Origin of the sequence: Arsenicicoccus cauae, assembly GCF_043162025.1 — a bacterium.
In the GTDB taxonomy this organism is placed as follows: Bacteria; Actinomycetota; Actinomycetes; order Actinomycetales; family Dermatophilaceae; genus Arsenicicoccus; species Arsenicicoccus cauae.
On the sequence record NZ_CP171001.1, the window covers coordinates 2,106,745 to 2,126,051 of the forward strand.

General features: G+C 72.3%; 17 protein-coding genes. 13 read left to right on the forward strand and 4 right to left on the reverse strand.

Features of this window, described 5'->3' with window-relative positions; translation table 11 throughout:
* Positions 1–9 precede the first annotated feature (9 nt).
* Together ACF3NS_RS09860 and rlmN are read left to right on the forward strand one after the other, a co-directional pair.
* Entirely contained in the window at positions 10–903 is an 894-nt protein-coding gene (locus ACF3NS_RS09860) for a phosphatidate cytidylyltransferase (RefSeq protein WP_154593586.1), read from the forward strand.
* A 69-nt stretch (positions 904–972) separates the two neighbouring features.
* On the forward strand, positions 973–2,145 hold the full coding sequence (rlmN, locus tag ACF3NS_RS09865) for a 23S rRNA (adenine(2503)-C(2))-methyltransferase RlmN (RefSeq protein ID WP_154593386.1): 1,173 nt from the start codon (positions 973–975) through the stop codon (positions 2,143–2,145).
* Positions 2,146–2,160: 15 nt separating this feature from the next.
* Here the strand turns inward: rlmN and ACF3NS_RS09870 are convergent, their stop codons facing one another.
* Complete coding sequence (locus ACF3NS_RS09870) at positions 2,161–2,859, reverse strand: DedA family protein (RefSeq protein ID WP_288799379.1); 699 nt, start codon at positions 2,857–2,859, stop codon at positions 2,161–2,163.
* Positions 2,860–2,887: 28 nt separating this feature from the next.
* Positions 2,888–3,988, reverse strand: coding sequence for an LOG family protein (locus ACF3NS_RS09875; protein ID WP_392465818.1), 1,101 nt, complete (start codon positions 3,986–3,988; stop codon positions 2,888–2,890).
* A 131-nt stretch (positions 3,989–4,119) separates the two neighbouring features.
* On the opposite strand from ACF3NS_RS09875, the gene ACF3NS_RS09880 reads away from it, so the two are divergent.
* From ACF3NS_RS09880 to ACF3NS_RS09905, 6 genes are all read left to right on the forward strand, one after another.
* The gene (locus tag ACF3NS_RS09880; RefSeq protein WP_154593384.1) at positions 4,120–4,593 is read left to right on the forward strand and encodes a hypothetical protein; all 474 of its coding nucleotides are present in this window, start codon (positions 4,120–4,122) and stop codon (positions 4,591–4,593) included.
* A 163-nt stretch (positions 4,594–4,756) separates the two neighbouring features.
* On the forward strand, positions 4,757–6,661 hold the full coding sequence (locus tag ACF3NS_RS09885; RefSeq protein ID WP_392465822.1) for a propionyl-CoA synthetase: 1,905 nt from the start codon (positions 4,757–4,759) through the stop codon (positions 6,659–6,661).
* A 99-nt stretch (positions 6,662–6,760) separates the two neighbouring features.
* Positions 6,761–7,927, forward strand: coding sequence for a spermidine/putrescine ABC transporter substrate-binding protein (locus tag ACF3NS_RS09890; RefSeq protein WP_392465824.1), 1,167 nt, complete (start codon positions 6,761–6,763; stop codon positions 7,925–7,927).
* Positions 7,924–9,129 carry an ABC transporter ATP-binding protein gene (locus ACF3NS_RS09895; protein ID WP_289033157.1) on the forward strand — a complete coding sequence of 402 codons (1,206 nt, stop codon included), beginning with the start codon at positions 7,924–7,926 and terminating at the stop codon, positions 9,127–9,129. The genes ACF3NS_RS09890 and ACF3NS_RS09895 overlap by 4 nt, the downstream gene beginning before the upstream one ends.
* Positions 9,126–9,971: an ABC transporter permease gene (locus ACF3NS_RS09900; RefSeq protein WP_288799568.1), complete on the forward strand. Its 846-nt coding sequence runs from the start codon at positions 9,126–9,128 to the stop codon at positions 9,969–9,971. The genes ACF3NS_RS09895 and ACF3NS_RS09900 overlap by 4 nt, the downstream gene beginning before the upstream one ends.
* On the forward strand, positions 9,968–10,813 hold the full coding sequence (locus ACF3NS_RS09905; RefSeq protein WP_311966544.1) for an ABC transporter permease: 846 nt from the start codon (positions 9,968–9,970) through the stop codon (positions 10,811–10,813). The genes ACF3NS_RS09900 and ACF3NS_RS09905 overlap by 4 nt, the downstream gene beginning before the upstream one ends.
* Positions 10,814–10,933: 120 nt before the next feature.
* On the opposite strand, the gene ACF3NS_RS09910 is transcribed toward ACF3NS_RS09905, so the two are convergent.
* A complete protein-coding gene (locus tag ACF3NS_RS09910) occupies positions 10,934–11,122 on the reverse strand; it encodes a hypothetical protein (protein ID WP_154593381.1) in 189 nt (62 codons plus the stop codon).
* A gap of 236 nt (positions 11,123–11,358) precedes the next feature.
* Between ACF3NS_RS09910 and ACF3NS_RS09915 the strand changes: the two genes are divergently transcribed.
* The 4 genes from ACF3NS_RS09915 (at position 11,359) to ispG (ending at position 15,963) form a co-directional block, all read left to right on the forward strand.
* Positions 11,359–12,096 carry a peptidoglycan-binding protein gene (locus ACF3NS_RS09915; RefSeq protein WP_392465827.1) on the forward strand — a complete coding sequence of 246 codons (738 nt, stop codon included), beginning with the start codon at positions 11,359–11,361 and terminating at the stop codon, positions 12,094–12,096.
* A 76-nt stretch (positions 12,097–12,172) separates the two neighbouring features.
* Positions 12,173–13,432, forward strand: a complete 1,260-nt coding sequence (gene dxr, locus ACF3NS_RS09920) for a 1-deoxy-D-xylulose-5-phosphate reductoisomerase (RefSeq protein ID WP_392469109.1) — start codon at positions 12,173–12,175, stop codon at positions 13,430–13,432.
* On the forward strand, positions 13,429–14,784 hold the full coding sequence (locus ACF3NS_RS09925; RefSeq protein ID WP_392465829.1) for a M50 family metallopeptidase: 1,356 nt from the start codon (positions 13,429–13,431) through the stop codon (positions 14,782–14,784). Before dxr ends, ACF3NS_RS09925 begins: the two co-directional genes overlap by 4 nt.
* Positions 14,785–14,802: 18 nt before the next feature.
* Positions 14,803–15,963, forward strand: a complete 1,161-nt coding sequence (gene ispG / locus ACF3NS_RS09930; RefSeq protein WP_154593378.1) for a flavodoxin-dependent (E)-4-hydroxy-3-methylbut-2-enyl-diphosphate synthase — start codon at positions 14,803–14,805, stop codon at positions 15,961–15,963.
* 86 nt (positions 15,964–16,049) lie between these two features.
* On the opposite strand, the gene ACF3NS_RS09935 is transcribed toward ispG, so the two are convergent.
* The gene (locus tag ACF3NS_RS09935) at positions 16,050–17,747 is read right to left on the reverse strand and encodes a malectin domain-containing carbohydrate-binding protein (protein WP_154593377.1); all 1,698 of its coding nucleotides are present in this window, start codon (positions 17,745–17,747) and stop codon (positions 16,050–16,052) included.
* A 435-nt stretch (positions 17,748–18,182) separates the two neighbouring features.
* On the opposite strand from ACF3NS_RS09935, the gene ACF3NS_RS09940 reads away from it, so the two are divergent.
* Positions 18,183–19,037: a DUF4081 domain-containing protein gene (locus ACF3NS_RS09940; protein ID WP_311966543.1), complete on the forward strand. Its 855-nt coding sequence runs from the start codon at positions 18,183–18,185 to the stop codon at positions 19,035–19,037.
* Positions 19,038–19,307 lie beyond the last annotated feature (270 nt).

Sequence of the window (19,307 nt, forward strand, 5' to 3'; positions counted from 1 at the left end):
ACCCCTGACATGCCCCCGGCCCTCGAGGGCTCGCGGGTCCAGCGACGGATCCAGCGAGCCGTCGAGGTGGCCCGCCGGTCCAAGAGCCCCGGCAAGGCCGGCCGCGACCTGCCCGCAGCGATCGGGGTCGGCGTGGGGCTGGGTGCCCTGATCATCGGGTCGCTGGCGTGGCGCCCGGAGGCCTTCCTGGCGCTCGTGACCGTGGCCATCGTCATCGGGATGTGGGAGGTCGTGCAGGGGGTCCGGCACGGACGGGTCCGGGTGCCGCTCGTCCCCACGATGGCGGGCGGCGTCGCGATGCTCGCCAGCGCCTACTGGGGTGGTCCCCGTCCGCTGACCCTCGCCTTCACGCTGGCGGTGCTGGTCGTGCTCGTATGGCGCTCCCTGCAGGGCGTGGGCGACGCCATGCGGGATGTCTCCGGAGGCGTGCTCACCCTGGCCTACGTGCCGCTGCTCGCGAGCTTCTGCATCATGCTGCTCGCCCAGCCCGACGGGGAGCTGCGCGTGGTGACCTTCATCGCGGTGACGGTCTTCTCCGACATCGGCGGCTACGCCGTCGGCGTGCTCAAGGGCAAGCACCCGATGGCGCCCTCGATCTCGCCCAAGAAGTCCTGGGAGGGCTTCATCGGGTCGATGGCGACCTGCATGCTCGTGGGCGCGACCTGCACGTCCTGGCTGCTGCACGCGCCCTGGTGGACCGGTGTCCTGCTGGGGGCGGCGGCCTGCGTCACCGCGACGGTCGGTGACCTGTGCGAGTCCGTGATCAAGCGGGACCTCGGCATCAAGGACATGGGCCACATCCTCCCGGGGCACGGCGGCATCATGGACCGGCTGGACTCGCTGCTGCTGACCGCGCCGATGGCCTGGCTCGTCCTCACCTACCTGGTGCCGGCGGCGTCCTGAGGCGCCGCGCCGACACGATCACCCCGCGTCGGGGCGGGCGGGGCGGCATACCTGAGACAATGGTGCGCGATGAGTGACTCCCAGCCGCAGGACCTGCCCACGCCGACGACCCGCCCGGCGCCGGGACAGCTGACCTTCACCGCGCCGCGGCGCGGCAAGCCCCCGGCCCACCTGGCCGACTTCGCGCTCGACGAGCGCAAGGCCTTCGTGACCGAGCTGGGGCACCAGGGCTTCCGGGCCAAGCAGCTGAGCGTGCACTACTTCGACCGGCTGGTGACCGACCCCGCGGACATGCCCGACCTGCCCAAGGCGCAGCGGGCCGAGCTCGTCGCCCAGGCCCTGCCACAGCTGCTGACCCCGATCACGACCCGCGTGGCCGACGGTGGCGCCACGCACAAGAAGGTCTGGCGGTTGCACGACGGCGCGCTCGTCGAGTCCGTCGTGATGCGCTACCCCGGCCGCGCCACGATCTGCATCTCGAGCCAGGCGGGGTGCGGCATGAACTGCCCGTTCTGCGCGACCGGGCAGGGCGGTCTGCAGCGCAACATGAGCACCGCCGAGATCGTCGAGCAGGTGGTCAGCGCCGCCCGGGCGCTGCGGGCGGGCGAGCTCGGGCCGATGCCCGAGGGCGACCAGGGTCCGCTGCGCGTGTCCAACGTCGTGTTCATGGGGATGGGCGAGGCCCTGGCCAACTACAAGGCTGCGATCGGCGCGATCCGTCGCCTGGTCGAGCCGGCCCCGGCCGGTCTCGGGATGAGCGCGCGCGGCGTCACGATGAGCACCGTCGGGCTGGTGCCGGGCATCGACAGGCTCGCCGCCGAGGGCATCCCGGTGACCCTGGCGCTGTCCCTGCACGCCCCCGACGACGAGCTGCGCGACGAGCTGGTCCCCATCAACACCCGCTGGCGGGTCGACGAGGCGCTCGACGCGGCGCGCCGCTACTTCGACACCACGGGACGACGCGTCTCGATCGAGTACGCCCTGATCAGGGACATCAACGACCAGGCGTGGCGCGCCGAGCTGCTCGCGGACAAGCTCAACGCGCGGGGGAGCGGGTGGGTGCACGTCAACCCCATCCCGCTCAACCCCACGCCGGGCAGCCGGTGGACGGCGAGCCGCAAGGGCGTCGAGCAGCAGTTCGTGGAGCGGCTGCGGGGGCGCGGCATCTCGACGACGGTGCGGGACACCCGCGGCCAGGACATCGACGGGGCGTGCGGCCAGCTGGCGGCGGCCACGGCCTGACCGGGACGAGGGGTCTCAAGGGGTGCGGCGCCCCTTGAGCTTCTGCCGCACCCAGCGCGCGATCAGGACCACGAAGAACGCGATCACGGCGTACTGGAACCACCCGGCCCACTCCTCGATGCGCGCCCACTGCGATCCCAGGGCGTAGCCCCCGAGGATGAGGGCGGCGTTCCAGCCCAGCGAGCCGAGCGTCGTGAGGAGGCAGAAGACCGCGAGCGGCATGCGCTCGACGCCGGCCGGGATGGAGACCATGGACCGGACCATGGGGACCATGCGGCCGAAGAAGGTCACGGTGCGACCGTGCCGCTCGAACCACTCGAAGCCCTTGTCGATGTCGTGCACGTCGACCAGGGGGACCTTGCGAGCGATCGCGTTGACGCGCTCACGCCCCAGGGCGGCGCCGGCCCAGTAGAGGATGAGCGCGCCGATGAGCGACCCGAGGGTGCTCCAGATGATCGCCCCGGCCAGAGTCATGCCGCCGCGGTAGGCGGTGAAGCCCGCCAGCGGCAGGATGAGCTCGCTGGGGATCGGCGGGAAGACGCTGTCGAGGATGGTGGCCACCATGGCGCCCGGCCCGCCGAGCGTCTCCATGAGGCTGACGGCCCACCCGGTGATGCCACCGCTGTCGGGGCCGGCGGCGGGCAGCTGCGTGAGGAGGGCGAGGGAGGTCAGGGCAGGTCCTTCCGAGGGAATGTCCGGGTCCAGCGCGTCCAACGCGGTTCTTACCCCGTGAAGTTCCGTCTCAGCCGCGCAGGGGTGTGGTGCTGGAGCCCTGCAGCAGGTCGGGCACGTCGGCGATGTCGTCGACCAGGTGGAGACGGTCGGCCATCTCACGATCCCGGCCCAGGGCCTGCAGCAGCGGCCACACCGGCAATGTCTCGGTCCAGTGCTCCCGCCCGACGAGGACGAGCGGGACGGTCTCGCCCCGGGCCGCGTAGTAGAGGCGCGTCGTCAGCTGGAAGACCTCCTGCACCGTGCCGGCCGCCCCGGGGAGGACGACGACGCCGGCGGTGCAACGGGCGAGCAGCAGGTCCTCGCGGAGTGCGTTGGAGAAGAACTTGGCGATGGCCTGGGCGAAGGGGTTGGGCGGCTCGTGGCCGTAGAACCAGGTCGGGATGCCGACGCTCGTCACCGGGTCGGGGCTGCCGAGCCCCTCCCGCACCTGCAGCGCGACGCGGGCCCAGGGGGTCACCTCCGGCCGGAAGGACGGCACGTCCGCCAGCCGCGGCAGCGCCTCGTCCAGCGCGGCGTCGTCGGGGCAGGCGGCCCCGAGGTTGGCGGCCTCCATGGCCCCCGGCCCTCCTCCCGTCGTGACGACCAGGCCGTATGCCGCCAGCGCCCGCCCCAGGCGCGCGGCCTCGGCATAGCGCGCGGTTCCGCGGTCGACGCCGTGGCCACCCATGACCCCCACCACGCGCCGGTCGGCGAGCAGGTCGTCGAGGGCGTCCTCCATCGAGTCGTCGTGCAGGGAGCGCAGCACCGCGACGTAGGGGTCGCCGACGAGGGTGGCGTCCTGGGACCAGGCGTAGGCCAGCGCGTCCGGGGTCTGGTCGTAGCCCCGGGCGATCCCGGCATACAGCTCCTCGGGGGTGTAGAGCCGGGAGCGGTAGACGTCGACGGGGGAGTCGTGGACCGCCGGGAAGACGACCGCGCCGGCACCGACGAGGTGCTGCGCCAGCGCGGGCGAGGTCGCGCCGCCGAGGACCACGAGCCCGTGCAGGTCCGACCGTGCGAGGAGCCGGTCGGTGCACAGGTCGAGGTCAATGCCCTGGACGCGCACGCCGTGCAGGCTGCGGCCCTCGTCGAGCAGGGCGGTGAGCGTGGCCAGGTCCTCGATCTCCATGTCGTCATCATGCGTGACCCAACCGTGACGAGGGGATGGCGACGCGAGCCAACCAACCGCGCCGCTGCGGCGTCATCATGGTGATGTCGGCGCAGCGCGCCGCAACCGCACACTCGAGAAGGATCCCCGTCATGCTCCGCCGTTCACTGATCGCGACCTCCGCCACCGCCACTCTCGCCCTCGCCCTCGGCCTGGGGACGTCCGCCCCCGCCGTGGCCGCTGCCCCCTCCGTCGCCACGGCCCGAGCGACCCAGCAGGCCACCGCGACCGCACCCGCCGCCTCGGGCGCCGTCACGGCTCGCACCCGCTCGACCCAGGTCACCCGGACGACCGTGCACCAGATCTACGTCGCCATCGCGGGCGACCGCTCCATGCGCGGCTGGAAGCGCGCCGACTGGCGCGTCCAGCGGATCAGCCTGGCCCCTGGTGCCCCCACCTGGGCGCGGGCGACCGTCCACCCGACCCGCGGCCAGACCGACGACGCCACCGTCGTCCTGCGCAAGGTGAACGGTCGCTGGCGCGTGGCCGACCTCGGCACCGCACAGGTCGGCTGCGGCATCGCCCCGGTCAAGGTCGTGCGCGGCCTGGGCCTCGACGGCTGCTGACCCGGCCGCACGGCATACGACCCGAGTGGTCGGTCCCCGTCGCCAAGGCGACCGGGGCCGACCACTCGGTGTGTCCGACCGCTCGCCGCGCGGCAGCGACCTGTCGTCCAGGCCAAACCATGTCCCTCTGGCCATGGCCCCGCACGGCGGGTTGGATGGAGGCATGAGCAAGGGTGCTTACGCCAGGGCGTACGAGACGAGCAGGCAGGACCCCGAGGCCTTCTGGGCCGAGGCGGCCACGGACATCGACTGGATCACCAGGCCCACGCGTGTCCTCGATGACAGCCGGGCCCCGTTCTACACGTGGTTCCCCGACGGTCGGCTCAACGTCTGCTACAACGCGCTGGACCGCCACGTCGTCCACGGCCGCGCGGACCAGGCGGCCCTGCACTACGACAGCCCGGTCACGGGCTCCCGCGCGACCTACACCTATGCCGAGCTGCTCGAACTCGTGTCCCGGTTCGCCGGGGTGCTGCGCGACCTCGGCGTCACCAAGGGCGACCGCGTCGTCATCTACATGCCGATGGTGCCCGAGGCCGTCATCGCGATGCTGGCCTGCGCCCGCATCGGCGCCATCCACTCGGTGGTGTTCGGTGGGTTCGCGCCGCAGGAGCTCGCGGCCCGCATCGACGACGCCGCCCCCAAGGTCATCGTCAGCGCCAGCTGCGGGGTCGAGCCCAAGCGGGTCGTCGCCTACAAGCCCTACCTCGACGAGGCGATCCGCCGGGCGGAGCACAAGCCGGACCGGTGCGTCATCCTCCAGCGCGAGCAGCAGCCCGCAGAGCTGGGCGAGCGGGACCTGGACTGGGCCGAGGTGATGAGGCCAGGCGTCGTGCAGCCCGCCGAGTGCGTGCCCGTCGAGGCCTCGCACCCGCTCTACATCCTCTACACCTCCGGGACGACGGGCAAGCCCAAGGGGATCGTGCGAGACAGCGGCGGCTACGCCGTGGCCCTGCGCTGGTCCATGCCCAACGTCTACGGCATCGAGCCGGGCGACACGATGTTCACCGCGTCCGACGTCGGCTGGGTGGTCGGGCACTCCTACATCGTCTACGCCCCGCTGCTCGCCGGCGCCACCACGGTCGTCTACGAGGGCAAGCCGATCGGCACCCCCGACGCCGGCGCCTTCTGGCGGGTCGTGCAGGACTACGGCGTCTCCTCGCTGTTCACGGCGCCCACGGCCTTCCGCGCCATCAAGAAGGAGGACCCGGAGGCCAGGCTGCTCGCGGACTACGACATCTCGAGCCTACGCACGATCTACCTCGCGGGCGAGCGGCTCGACCCCGACACCTACCACTGGGCGACCGAGCGCACCGGCAGGCCCGTCGTGGACAACTGGTGGCAGACCGAGACCGGCTGGCCGATCGCGTCCAACCCACGCGGGATCGAGGAGCTGCCGATCAAGCCCGGCTCGCCGTCGACCGCGGTCTGCGGGTATGACGTGCGCGTCCTCGACGACCAGGGCACCGAGGTCCCCGCCGGCACCGAGGGCGCCATCGTCATCAAGCTGCCCATGCCGCCCGGGACCCTCCCGACGCTCTGGCAGGACGACGACCGTTATGTCTCGAGCTACCTGTCGGCCTACGACGGCTACTACCTCACCGGGGACGGCGGCTACATCGACGAGGACGGCTACATCTATGTCATGGGCCGCACCGACGACGTCCTCAACGTCGCCGGCCACCGCCTGTCGACCGGGTCGATCGAGGCCGCGCTCGCCGGGCACCCCGCCGTCGCGGAGTGCGCGGTGATCGGGGTCGCCGACTCGTTCAAGGGCCAGGTGCCGCGCGCCCTGGTCATGCTCAAGTCCGGCGTCGACGCCTCCACCCCGGAGGCGCAGGACAGGCTGCGCAAGGAGCTGGTCCAGCGCGTCCGTGAGGAGGTCGGCGCGGTCGCCGCCCTCCACCAGGTCGACATCGTCGACGGCCTGCCCAAGACCCGCTCGGGCAAGATCCTGCGCAAGACGATGCGCCAGATCGCCGACGGCCAGGAGGCCCAGGTGCCGTCGACGATCGAGGACCGCAGCGTCCTGGACAGCCTGACCTCGGTGCTCCGGCCACAGGGCTGACACCAGGGTTGACACCAGGGGCGGGCCCCGGCATACCGCTGGTAGCGTTGCCCAGGTTTGTCTCCGCCCGCCTGGGCCGCTCCCGGAGGTCCATGCCTCATGCCCGACCGCACGCTGTCGCGCCGCAGCCTGCTCGGCTCGGCCACCGCCGCCGCGTTCCTCGCGGCCTGCGCCCCGCCCGAGCCGCCCGCGGCCGCCCGCACCGCCCGGCCGCTGCCGGCGGACCGGTCCGCGACTGACCGACGCGTCGCCTTCGCGAGCTGGACGCAGTACCTCGACCAGGATGAGCGGACCAAGCGCTTCCCGACCCTCGACGCCTTCGTCAGGGCCACGGGGATCCAGGCGAGCTACAGCGAGGAGATCGACGACAACGACCTCTACGTCAACAAGATTGCCCCACAGCTGCGCGCCGGCCAGGACATCGGCCGTGACCTGGTCGTCCTGTCGGACTGGATGGTCAACCGGGTCATCGACCAGGAGCTCGTGCAGCCGCTCGAGCTGATCCGCATGCCCCACGCCGGCAACGTCCTGCCCGAGCTGATGGACGCGCCCTTCGACCCGGGACGCCTGCACTCGCTCCCCTGGCAGTCCGGTCTCACCGGCATCGGCTACGACGCGAGCAGGGTCACGGAGATCCGGTCCGTCGAGGACCTGTGGCGCGCCGACCTCAAGGGCCGGGTGGTCGGGCTCAGCGAGTGGCGCGACACGCTCGGGGTGATCCTGCGCAGCCAGGGCGTCGACCCGGCGCGACCCTTCACCCGGGACCAGCTGGCCGGCGCCGTCGAGGTCGTCGACCGGCACCTGCGGGACGGGCACATCCGCAGGATCCGCGGCAACTCCTACGTCCAGGACCTGCAGAGCGGCAACGCCCTCGCCGGCCTGGTCTGGAGCGGCGACATCGCGACCCTGCGCGCCGAGACCGGCAACGATCGGTGGACCTTCGTGGTGCCGGAGTCCGGCGGGATGCTCTGGAGCGACAACGCGGTCGTGCCGATCACCTCGCCGCGGCGCCGCAACGCCCAGCGCCTGCTCGACTGGTACTACCAGCCCGAGATCGCGGCCCGGGTCGCCGCGTGGGTGGGCTACATCTGCCCGGTCGCCGGGGCGCAGAAGGCGATGGAGAAGGTCGACCCCGAGCTGGTGGAGGACCCGCTGATCTTTCCGACGGCGGACTTCCTCGCGCGTCGCACGAGCGTCTTCCGGGCGTTGGACGCGCGCGAGGAGCAGGAGTACGCCGCGATGTGGACGACGGTGGTGGGGCAGTGAGCGCCGGTGACCTGAGGCTCGAGGGCCTCACCAAGAGCTTCGGGCGGGACGTCGTGGTCGACGGCCTGTCCCTGCACGTGCCCCGGGGCAGCTTCTTTGCCCTGGTGGGGCCCTCGGGGTGCGGCAAGACCACGACCCTGCGCATGGTCGCCGGTCTGGAGCGCCCCGACGCCGGGCGGGTCCTGCTGGGGGAGCGGGACGTCACGGCGCTACGGCCGCACGAGCGACCGGTCAACACCGTCTTCCAGACCTACGCATTGTTCCCGCACCTCAGCGTGGGGGACAACGTGGCCTTCGGGCCGCGCCGGCGCGGGGTCTCCCGCGCCGAGTCCGCCGAGCTGGCGCGGGAGGCGCTCGCCCTGGTCGAGCTCGACGGTATGGCGCGCCGGCGCCCCGCGAGGCTCAGCGGTGGCCAGCAGCAGCGTGTGGCGCTCGCGCGCGCCCTGGTCAACCGCCCCGAGGTGCTGCTGCTGGACGAGCCGCTCGGCGCGCTCGACCTGCGGCTGCGCCGGCAGATGCAGCTCGAGCTCAAGCGGATCCAGGCCGAGACGGGCCTGACCTTCGTGCACGTCACGCACGACCAGGAAGAGGCCATGAGCATGGCCGACACCGTCGCGGTCATGCGGGACGGGCGGATCGAGCAGCTGGGCCCACCGGCCACGCTCTACGACCTGCCGAGGACCCGCTTCGTGGCGACCTTCCTCGGCCAGTCCAACCTCGCGCCGGCATCCGTGGTCGGCGCCGAGGGCGACCTGCTCGTGCTCGAGCTCGGGGGCCAGCGGGTGCGGGCGCTGCGGTCGCGGGCCGCCGAGCAGGACGCGCGCCGCTCGCTGCTCGGGGTGCGCCCCGAGAAGGTCCGGCTCGTCGCGGACGGCGGCAAGGTCCGCCGGCGATCGGTCGCCAACGTCCTGACGGGCGCCCGGGTCCTGGACGTCGCGTTCACGGGGGTCGCCACGCAGTACGTCCTGCAGGTGCCCGGTGCCGGCACGTGGACGGTGCACGAGCAGAACGTCGACGTCGAGACCACGGCGCGCCCCGGCGACCTCGTGAGCGTCGCGTGGGACCTGCGGCACACCTTCACCCTCCCGGCCGGGGACGGCGCGGCCGGGCCCGCCGCGGGGTCCGTCGCCGCTGCCACCGCCGCGGACGCCTCCCCGGACGCCTCCCCGGACGCCGCGCCCGTGCGGGTGACCGCTCCGTGAGCCGGCGGACGGCATACCTGCTGCTCCTCCCCGGCGTCCTGTGGCTGGGGGTGCTGTTCGTCGCCCCGTTGGTGCAGCTCGCCAGCGTGAGCCTGCAGTCGGGATACCCGGGCCACCCCGGCTACTACTACCGCGACGTCAACATCGGCAACTACGCCACCGCGCTGACCGGCTTCGGCGGCCAGCTCGGGCGATCCTTCCTGTATGCCGGGACCGCGACCCTGCTGTGCCTCGTGCTGGCCTTCCCGCTGGCCTGGACCATGGCCTTCCGCGCCGGTCGGTGGCGCGGGCTGCTGATGGTGCTCGTGGTGGCGCCGTTCTTCACGCCCTACATCCTCCGCACCGTCGCGTGGCGGCAGATCCTCGCGGACGACGCCCCGGTCGCCTCGACGCTGCGCGCGGCCCACCTGCTGCCCGGCGGGCACCTCACGGAGACGCCGTTCGCCGTCGTCATGGGGCTGACCTACACCTTCGTGCCGTTCATGCTGCTGCCGATCCTCGCCTCCCTGGAGCGGGTCGACCGGTCGGTCCTGTCCGCCGGCGCCGACCTCTACGCCTCGCCCTGGCAGACCTTCCGCCTGGTCACCGTCCCCCTCGCCATGCCGGGCGTCCTCGCCGGCACGCTGCTGACCTTCATCCCCGCGGCCGGGGACTACGTCAACGCGGACCTGCTCGGCTCCGACCGGGGCACCTCGATGGTCGGCAACGCCATCGACGCGCAGTTCTTTCGCGTGATCGGCGGCTACCCGGTCGCGGCGGCCCTGTCGTTCACCCTGATGCTGGCCATCCTCGTGCTCGTCCTGATCTACCTGCGCCGCTACGGCACGAGGGAGCTCCTGTGAGCGCGCGGCGGGGCCGGGCAGCCAGCACCGGGGGAGTGCGGCGCCGGCTGGGTGACCAGGTCGTGGTGCTGGTGTCCGTGCTGGTGCTGGTCTACCTGCTGCTGCCGGTCGCCTATGTCGTGGTGTTCTCGGTCAACGGCTACACCAAGTCCAACATCGCCTGGAGCGGGCGACCCACCCTCGACCACTGGCGCGACCCGTGCGGGGCCCCGGGTGTGTGCGCGGCGCTCGGGACGTCCCTGCAGGTCGGCCTCGTCTCCACGGCGATCGCCACGGTGCTCGGCACCATGATGGCGCTCGCGCTGGCGCGGGGGACCGTCCGGGGGCGCCGCGTGGTCGAGGCGCTGGTGCTGCTGCCCATGGCGACCCCCGAGGTCGTGCTCGGCGCCTCGCTGCTCACGATCTTCGTGCAGGGCTTCACCCGCGTGGGGCTCGAGCTGGGGTGGTGGACCGTGGTGCTGTCCCACGTGATGTTCTGCCTGTCCTTCGTCGTCGTGACGGTGCGGGCGCGGGTGCAGTCCCTCGACCCTCGCCTCGAGGAGGCGGCCGCGGACCTGTATGCCGGGCCCGCCGCGACCTTCTGGCAGGTCACGCTGCCGGGGGTGCTGCCCGGGGTGGTCGCGGCGGCGCTGCTGTCCTTCGCGCTCAGCATCGACGACGTCATCATCACGACCTTCGTCTCGGGGGAGGTCGCCACCTTCCCGACCTACGTCTACACGGCGTACCTGCGAGGCATCCCCGCCGAGGCCAACGTGATCGGCGTGATCATGCTGGCCGTCGCGGTCAGCTGCGCGGTCGCGGCCCGTCTGCTCGCCGGGCGCACCTCGCCCGCCGGGCGCTGAGGTGACCTGTCGTGTCCGGCGTCGCCGCCGGAGTGATCATGTCCATGGTCGCGTGGCGTCCGCCCACCTGCTGATGCGGCCGACCAGCCGCAGGCCTGAGGCGCCCGCGAGACCGCTCGCTCACGCCCGCGGGGCGGTCCCTGCAGCGGCGTGCGCGGCCGCGACCTTGCGCTGCCGCTCGCGGAGGAGGTTGTCCTTGGGGTCGTCGTCGGGGTCGAGCTGCGCCGGCCCGAAGACGCTGACCCCGATGTAGCGGACTCGCCACATGATCCGGTAGCCGAGGCTGAGCCCGGTGCGGTCCTTGGCCATGCTGGTCCTCCCCTGGATGTCGTCCGGCGGTCGCCGACCCCGTCAGCCTAGTCCCGCGGGTCGGCGGGGGGCTGCCGAGGGGTCGCTGGTTGTCGAGGGGAGGCAGATTCGCTCGGCGCGGCATGTCGCGGGCATTCGCGACCCCTCGACGCTCGGCACCCGCGGTGGCCGCCGCTCGCGTCGCAGGCCGTCCCGCGACAGCATGGAGGGTGACCACGCGGCACCAGGAGGCCCCGATGAACCACCGGACCAGCTCCATCGCTCCAGTGCGGGGACTCGCCGCAGCCATCGTCGCGGCGCTGACCCTGTCAGGCTGCTCCTCGGACATCGAGGGGACCCAGGTCGTGCGAGTCACGCAGACGGTGACGTCGACGCCGCCGGGGACGACGACCGACGCCGCCCCGGCGGCCGAGCCGTCACCGGTGACCGGGGCGGAGCCGCAGGCGCAGGGTGCGAGCTCGGCGGGTGCGCGGCCCGAGGTCAGTGGCGCCGCCCGCACCAGCGAGGCTCCCGTGGCTCGCGCGTGCTCCCCAACCCTGCGGCGCTACCCCGACCTGGACCCGGGGGCCAGGGGACCGGCGGTCGAGGCCTTCCAGTGCCTGCTGCGTCAGCAGGGCGCAAGCGTGGCGGTCGACGGGGCCTACGGACCGGCCACCCGTCAGGCCTATGACCAGGTGGCGCGGCGCCTCGGCTGGCAGGCGTGGGTGCCGCACGTGGAGACCCACGTGTGGACCCTCCTCCTCTCGCGGGGCTCCACGCCTCGGCTGCGCCGGGGGAGCACGGGCGAGGCCGTCGCCCGGGTCCAGCGCGCCCTCGTCGCCCAGGACGTGCCCGTCTCGGTCGATGGGCGGTTCGGGGCTGACACCGAGCGTGCCGTGCGCACGCTGCAGACCCAGCTGGGCATGACCGCGGACGGGATCGTCGGTCCCGGCACCTGGCGGCTCCTGCAGTCCGGCGGCGGACCCACCGACTGAGCCCACGCGGAGCAGCAGACCGGCCGACGGGTGCGAGGATGGTCGGGTGAGCCAGAGCCCGTATGCCGACAGCCCGCTGCCTCCCGCGCACACCCCTCGCGCCGGTCACCGCACGGTCGCGCTGCTGGGCTCGACCGGCTCCATCGGGACCCAGGCGGTCGACGTCGTCCTGCGCAACCCGGACCGGTTCACCGTGAGCGCGCTGTCCGCCGGCGGCGGCAGGCTCGACCAGCTCGCCGAGCAGGCCGTGCTGCTGCGCCCCGAGCTGGTCGGTGTGGCCACGGGCTCCGCCGAGGCCCTGCAGCGCGCGATCAGGGTGGCGAGCGAGCGGCTGGGCGCGGCGGCATACGAGCCGCGGGTGGTCGTCGGCGAGCGGGCGAGCGAGGAGGTCGCCGCGCACGGCGCCGACGTCGTGCTCAACGGCATCACCGGCTCGATCGGGCTGCGGCCCACGCTGGCCGCACTCGAGGCCGGGAGCACGCTGGCGCTGGCCAACAAGGAGAGCCTGATCGTCGGGGGGCCGATCGTCACGCGCGCCGCGCGGCCCGGGCAGATCGTCCCGGTCGACTCCGAGCACAGCGCCGTGGCGCAGTGCCTGCGTGGGGGTCGCTCCGAGGAGGTGCGCCGGCTGGTGATCACGGCGAGCGGCGGGCCGTTCCGGGGCCGCAGCCGCGCCGAGCTGACGGATGTCACGCCCGAGCAGGCGCTGGCCCACCCCACCTGGGACATGGGCCGTGTCGTGACCACCAACTCGGCGACCCTGGTCAACAAGGGGCTAGAGGTCATCGAGGCGCACCTGCTCTTCGGGATCGGCTTCGACCGGATCGAGGTGGTCGTGCACCCGACGTCCGACGTGCACTCGATGGTGGAGTTCACCGACGGCTCCACCCTGCTGCAGGCGAGCCCACCCACGATGCTCATCCCGATCGCGCTGGGGCTCGCGTGGCCCGACCGCGTGCCCGACGCGGCACCGGCCTACGACTGGAGCCGGCCCCGCACCTTCGAGTTCTGGCCCCTGGACCGTAAGGCCTTCCGAGCCGTGCCGCTGGCCTACCGCGTCGGGGAGGCGGGGGGCACCTACCCGGCCGTCTACAACGCCGCCAACGAGGAGTGCGTCGAGGCCTTCCACGAGCGGCGGATCGGCTTCCTCGACATCGTCGACACGGTGGAACGCGTCGTCGACGAGCATCACGCCGGCGGGGATCGGGCCGCCAACGCCGGGAACACCCCCGGCGACCTGGACGTTGCCGCTGTGCTGCGTGCCGAGTCCTGGGCACGCGCCCGGGCCCGTGAGGTGCTCGGCCTCCGCCCCGCCCTGACCGAGGAGCCCGCATGACCGTGGTCCTGACGATCCTGGGCATCCTGTTCGTCGTCATCGGCGTGGGGGTCTCGATCGCGCTGCACGAGATCGGTCACCTGGTCCCGGCCAAGCTCTTCGGGGTCAAGGCCCCGCAGTACATGATCGGCTTCGGGCCGACGTTGTGGTCGCGCCGGTTCGGGGAGACGGAGTACGGCCTCAAGGCCATCCCCCTCGGCGGCTACGTCCGGATGATCGGGATGTTCCCGCCCAAGGGCAAGGGCGAGGACGAGCACCACCTGCGCCCGTCCAGCACCGGGCGCTGGGCCGCCATGGTCGACGACGCGCGGACGCACTCGATGGAGGAGGTCCGTCCCGGCGACGAGGACCGGGTCTTCTACAAGCTGAAGAGCTGGCAGAAGGTCATCGTCATGCTCGGCGGCCCCGTCATGAACCTCGTCATCGCCACCGTGCTCATCGGCGGCGTCCTCATGGGGCACGGGGTCTTCGTCGAGCGCGGCGCCAAGGTCGCGTCCGTCGTCGAGTGCGTGCGACCCGCCGGGGCCGACGCCACGCGCCCCTGCACCGAGCAGGACCGCCGCACGCCCGCCGCGCAGGCCGGTCTGCTGCCCGGCGACCGGATCGTCTCGATCGGAGGGACTGCCGTGGACGGCACCGCCGCCGTCGGCCGTGTCGTGCGGCCGAGCGCCGGCAAGGCCCTGCCCGTCGTCGTCGAGCGGGAGGGGCGTCAGCAGACCCTGACCATCACCCCCATCACCAACGCCCTCCCGCGGCTCGACCGCAACGGCGCGCCCGTGACCGGGTCGGACGGCACGCCGCAGACCGTGCAGACCGGCTACATCGGCATGCAGTCGGCGCCCGTCGGTCAGGTCGAGCGCCAGCCGATCGCCGCGGTGCCGGGGGCGGTCGGCAACGCCGTGGCCCAGACGGCCGGGGTGATCTTCGAGATCCCGGAAAAGATGGTGGGCATCACCAAGGCGGCCTTCGGGTCGGGGGAGCGGGACCCCAACGGCCCCATCTCGGTCGTCGGCGTCGGGCGCATCGGCGGCGAGATCGCCTCCGGGCAGGTGCAGGGCCTCGAGGGCACGACCTCGAGGTTGATCACCGAGATCATGCTGATCGCCTCGCTCAACGTCGCCCTCTTCGTCTTCAACCTCATCCCGCTGCTGCCGCTCGACGGCGGACACGTCGTCGGGGCCGTGTGGGAGGCGATGCGTCGCGGCTTCGCGCGCATCACCCGTCGCCCCGACCCCGGCTACGTCGACGTGGCCAAGGGGCTGCCCGTCGCCTACGCCATGTCGATCGTCCTGGTCGTCATGGGGGGCCTGCTGATCTATGCCGACATCGTGCGGCCCGTCAAGCTCGGATGAGTGAGGGATACTGACACCATGACCGTCTCGCTAGGCATGCCTGCTGCCCCTGCGCCGGTGCTCGCACCGCGTCGCAAGACCCGCAAGATCAAGGTCGGCAAGGTCGAGGTGGGCGGTGACGCGCCCGTCTCGGTGCAGTCCATGACGACCACCCTGACCTCCGACGTCAACACGACGCTGCAGCAGATCGCCCAGCTCACCGCCGCCGGCTGCGACATCGTGCGCGTGGCCTGCCCGAGCCAGGACGACGCGGACGCCCTGCCCCAGATCGCCCAGCACAGCCAGATCCCCGTCATCGCGGACATCCACTTCCAGCCCAAGTACGTCTTCGCCGCGATCGAGGCGGGCTGCGCCGCGGTCCGCGTCAACCCCGGCAACATCCGCAAGTTCGACGACCAGGTCAAGGAGATCGCCGCGGCCGCCAAGGACCACGGCACCTCCATCCGCATCGGTGTCAACGCCGGCTCCCTCGACAAGCGCCTCCTGGAGAAGTACGGCAAGGCAACGCCGGAGGCGCTCGTCGAGTCCGCCGTCTGGGAGGCCAGCCTGTTCGAGGAGCACGGCTTCCACGACTTCAAGATCTCGGTCAAGCACAACGACCCCGTCGTCATGGTGCGGGCCTACGAGCTGCTGTCCGAGCGCGGCGACTGGCCGCTGCACCTCGGCGTCACCGAGGCGGGCCCGGCCTTCCAGGGCACCATCAAGTCCGCCACGGCGTTCGGCGCGCTGCTGTCCAAGGGCATCGGCGACACCATCCGGGTCTCGCTGTCGGCCCCGCCTGTCGAGGAGGTCAAGGTCGGGATCCAGATCCTGCAGTCCCTCAACCTGCGCCCCCGCAAGCTCGAGATCGTCTCCTGCCCCTCGTGCGGGCGTGCGCAGGTCGATGTCTACAAGCTCGCCGACGCGGTGACGGCGGGGCTCGAGGGCATGACGGTGCCGCTGCGCGTCGCCGTGATGGGCTGCGTCGTCAACGGGCCAGGCGAGGCCCGCGAGGCGGACCTGGGTGTCGCGTCCGGCAACGGCAAGGGCCAGATCTTCGTCAAGGGAGAGGTCATCAAGACCGTCCCCGAGGCCGCCATCGTCGAGACCCTCATCGAGGAGGCCATGCGGCTCGCCGACGAGATGGGCGAGTCCGTGGACGAGGAGTCCGCAGGCAGCCCCACGGTCACCGTGGGCTGAGTCCCGCGGGGCTCGTATGCCGAGGCGCCGGTCGCCCCCCGGGAGGGACGACCGGCGCCTCGGCATAGGACCGCGACGACGGGGCGTCAGAGCCGGCTGATCTCCACGGCCGCCAGGCTCGGCACGTCCTTGACGGCGTGGAAGCCCAGGTCGAGCCGACCGTCGGTGACCGTCACGGTGAAGGTCGGTTCGTAGGCCCGGAAGGCCCCACCGGCCCGGGCGAACACATCGACGTCCTTGAGCACCGTGGCACCCTCCGCCGAGACCGAGTAGACGCGTCGCCCGGGAGCCGTGAAGTAGTCCTCCGCGGTGTAGAGCTTGACCCGGTAGGTGCCGTCGGCGACCTTGGCCCGGTAGGACGACATGGCGTAGACCGTCGAGCGGTAGAGCAGGTCGGAGTCCGTCCCTGCGATGTCACGGTCTGCCATCGCGGTGCCCGTCTTGTAGGAGTCGAAGGCGTTACCGCGGCCGGTCCACAGACGACCCAGGGAGTCCGTCTGGTCGACCCACGCCGCGGTCTGGCGCACCGTGGACACACCCGTGGCCGGCGGGGTCGGGGTGGGCGTGGGGGTTGGCGTGGGGGTGGGGGTCGGCGTGGGCCTCGGTGCGGGAGCCGGGCTGGGGGTGGGCTGGGGGGCAGGCGCCGGAGCCGGACTGGGAGCTGCGGAGACCGGGGCCTCGTAGTGCAGGGGAAGCACCTCGAGCAGCTCGAGGGGGAAGCCCCGCTCGCCGCGTCCGGGGTCGCCCAGCATCTCCTGCCAGTCGGCACGTCCTCGGAAGAGCTCCGGGTAAGGGTCGCTCGTCATGCCGATCGGGTTCTCGGCGCGGAAGCTGATCGATCCCGCGGTGTCCCACACCACCACGCCGTACTCCTGGGCGGCCTTGGCGATGGTGCGCGCGGTGGGCGACAGGCGCATGGCGTCGAGGTTCACGGACGCCGGGATGCGGAGCATCTGCCCCTCGGCGGCGGCGGGGCGCCCCGAGGGGTTCCAGCCGTCGGTCCGGTTGGCGGGGCGGGAGACGGTGGGCCAGGGGGCGTTGTGGGGCAGGGCGATGCCGACCACGTGGTCGATGTGACCCCGGCGGAGCTCCTCGGGGCGGATCGTGCCGCCGGCCAAGGAGAGCCCGCTGGCCGTCGTGCCGAAGGGGTGCGGGAAGACCCCGTTGCTCTTGGAGGCGTCGGGGATGCTGCCGCCCCAGCAGGCGGACCAGGAACCGTTGTTCTTGCGCGTCACCCAGGTCTCGGTGAGTCGACGCGAGTGCGCGTCGTACACCAGCATCTCGAGGTCGGTCCCCTCGGCGGGACGAGCGTAGGCCGGGATCCGGAGGCTGCTGAGGTGGTTGGCGATCAGGCCGGTGTCGCCATACGACTTGCCCTGGCAGTTGTCGAACGCGAAGGTCGTCGTGGGGTCGCCGGGCTTGGCGACGTACATCGGTGCCGAGTAGCGCACCGTGTTGACGCCGATGGACGGGGCTCCGGGGCGACCGTAGTACGAGACGCCCTGGTCGTAGATGTGCCGGGCGATCTCGGCCGAGCGCGGGTCCTTGGGGGTGTTCGTCGGCAGCTTGCGGTACCAGAACGAGTCGGGGGCGAAGATGCGCTCGGGCAGCCGGTCGCGGTCGACCTTGGCCGCGGCGGCCGACGCCGTCACCGGGGTCGTGGTCGTCGGGGCGGCCGACGCGGCCACCACCGGAGCGCAGACCAGGGCGGTCGACGTCACCAGGGCGCCGACCAGTCCGCCGGTCAGCCGGGGGGACCGGCGGGCGGGCAGGGGGAAGTGCATGAAATACCTCGGGAGGGGGAGGAGGAGCAACCGGGACCGGGGGTGGTGGGATGGCCGCAACAACCACTGTGTGCAACCTATCTGACACGAATGGCTGTCAATAACTCAGTGTGATGGTTCAAAGTACCAACCGGTAGGCCTATTCAGGGGAAAACAGTCACTGTAGGTGTTTGCCCGATGGTTCAGGACTTGCGCTCCGGTCACGGCATGTCGACGACGAAGTCTTTGGTAGGTGGAGCCGGTGCGAGGCACGGCCGCATGGGGCGCCCCGGTGCCGTTAGCGACGGGGGGACCTGAGCAGTCCCGCAGCCAGGGAGGGCCTCGCCCGGCAGCTGCCGCGGCGGGGACCTTCTCCTGCGGACGCGAACTCCCTGCCGCCTGCCGCGTGGCGCGTGGTGGCGTGACAAGCTCCCCCCTGCGGTCCACCCTTGGGGGGTGCTCCGATCCCGCTCGCCGATCCAGGCTCTGACACCGGCCGACGAGGACGCGGCGATCGCTGTCTGTGCACGCCGACCGGACGCCCACGTCTTCGTGGCGTCCCGGATCCAGGAGGGGGCGCTGCGCACGACCCCCGGCTGCCTGCTCGGCTACGCCGATCGGGAGGACCCCCTGGGATGGCGCTCCCTGCTCTGGACCGGCGCCAACGTCGTCCCGGTCGACGTAGGGCCGGACACCGCCCCGGACTTCGCCCAACGCCTGCGCCGGCGAAGCCGCTGGGCGTCCTCCCTGTTCGGCCCCGCCGACGACGTCCTGCGGCTGTGGACGCTGCTCACGCCGTCCTGGGGCGCGCCCCGGGCGGTGCGAGGGTCGCAGCCGCTGATGTCGACGACCGTCCCGCCGAGCGAGCTCGGCCTCGCCCTCGAGGAGCGGGTGCGTCTGGCCCGGCCGGCCGAGGTTGACGCCGTGGTGCCCGCCGCGGCTGCGATGTTCACCGAGGAGATCGGCTACCCGCCGTATGTCGGCTCGGTGACGTCATATCGCCGGTCGGTGGCCGCCTTGATCGAGCAGGGGCGCACGTATGTCCTGTCGGAGGGGCCAGACGTGGTGTTCAAGGCCGACGTCGGGTCGGTCGCCCTCGGCACCGCTCAGATCCAAGGCGTCTGGTTGGCGCCGCACCTGCGCGGTCGGCGCCGAGCGGTGCCGGCCATGGCGGCCGTGGTGGAGGCCGTGCTGCGGGACCACGCCCCTCGAGCCTCGCTCTACGTCAACGACTTCAACGCCGCGGCGCGCGCAACCTACGCGCGCATCGGTATGCGGGAGGTCGGGGAGTTCGCCACCATCCTGCTGTGATCTCGCGCTGGACGACGGGTAGACATGCGATCACCGACCGCCCGTCAGGAAGGGGCGACGGCTCGTCGCAGGGTGGCGGCCGAATCCACCCTCCCGCCGCCGGCGACGCCGAGGTCGGTGCTGCACTGACGATCTCGATCGTCGTCTTCATCGCCCTGCAGTACCCGCTCGGTGCCTCGTCCGACCGGATCGGGCGCAAGCCGATGATGCTCGTCCTCACGGCCTGCTGCACCGTCGCCATGGTGCCGCTGTCCTCGCTGATCATCGTGA

Coding starts and splice junctions, on each gene's coding strand:
- ACF3NS_RS09910 (WP_154593381.1), bottom strand. CDS start 11,122: ATGGCCAAGGACCGCACCGGGCTCAGCCTCGGCTACCGGATCATGTGG.
- ACF3NS_RS09915 (WP_392465827.1), top strand. CDS start 11,359: ATGAACCACCGGACCAGCTCCATCGCTCCAGTGCGGGGACTCGCCGCA.
- ispG (WP_154593378.1), top strand. CDS start 14,803: ATGACCGTCTCGCTAGGCATGCCTGCTGCCCCTGCGCCGGTGCTCGCA.
- ACF3NS_RS09860 (WP_154593586.1), top strand. CDS start 10: ATGCCCCCGGCCCTCGAGGGCTCGCGGGTCCAGCGACGGATCCAGCGA.
- ACF3NS_RS09890 (WP_392465824.1), top strand. CDS start 6,761: ATGCCCGACCGCACGCTGTCGCGCCGCAGCCTGCTCGGCTCGGCCACC.
- ACF3NS_RS09935 (WP_154593377.1), bottom strand. CDS start 17,747: ATGCACTTCCCCCTGCCCGCCCGCCGGTCCCCCCGGCTGACCGGCGGA.
- ACF3NS_RS09925 (WP_392465829.1), top strand. CDS start 13,429: ATGACCGTGGTCCTGACGATCCTGGGCATCCTGTTCGTCGTCATCGGC.
- ACF3NS_RS09875 (WP_392465818.1), bottom strand. CDS start 3,988: ATGGAGATCGAGGACCTGGCCACGCTCACCGCCCTGCTCGACGAGGGC.
- rlmN (WP_154593386.1), top strand. CDS start 973: ATGAGTGACTCCCAGCCGCAGGACCTGCCCACGCCGACGACCCGCCCG.
- ACF3NS_RS09885 (WP_392465822.1), top strand. CDS start 4,757: ATGAGCAAGGGTGCTTACGCCAGGGCGTACGAGACGAGCAGGCAGGAC.
- ACF3NS_RS09880 (WP_154593384.1), top strand. CDS start 4,120: ATGCTCCGCCGTTCACTGATCGCGACCTCCGCCACCGCCACTCTCGCC.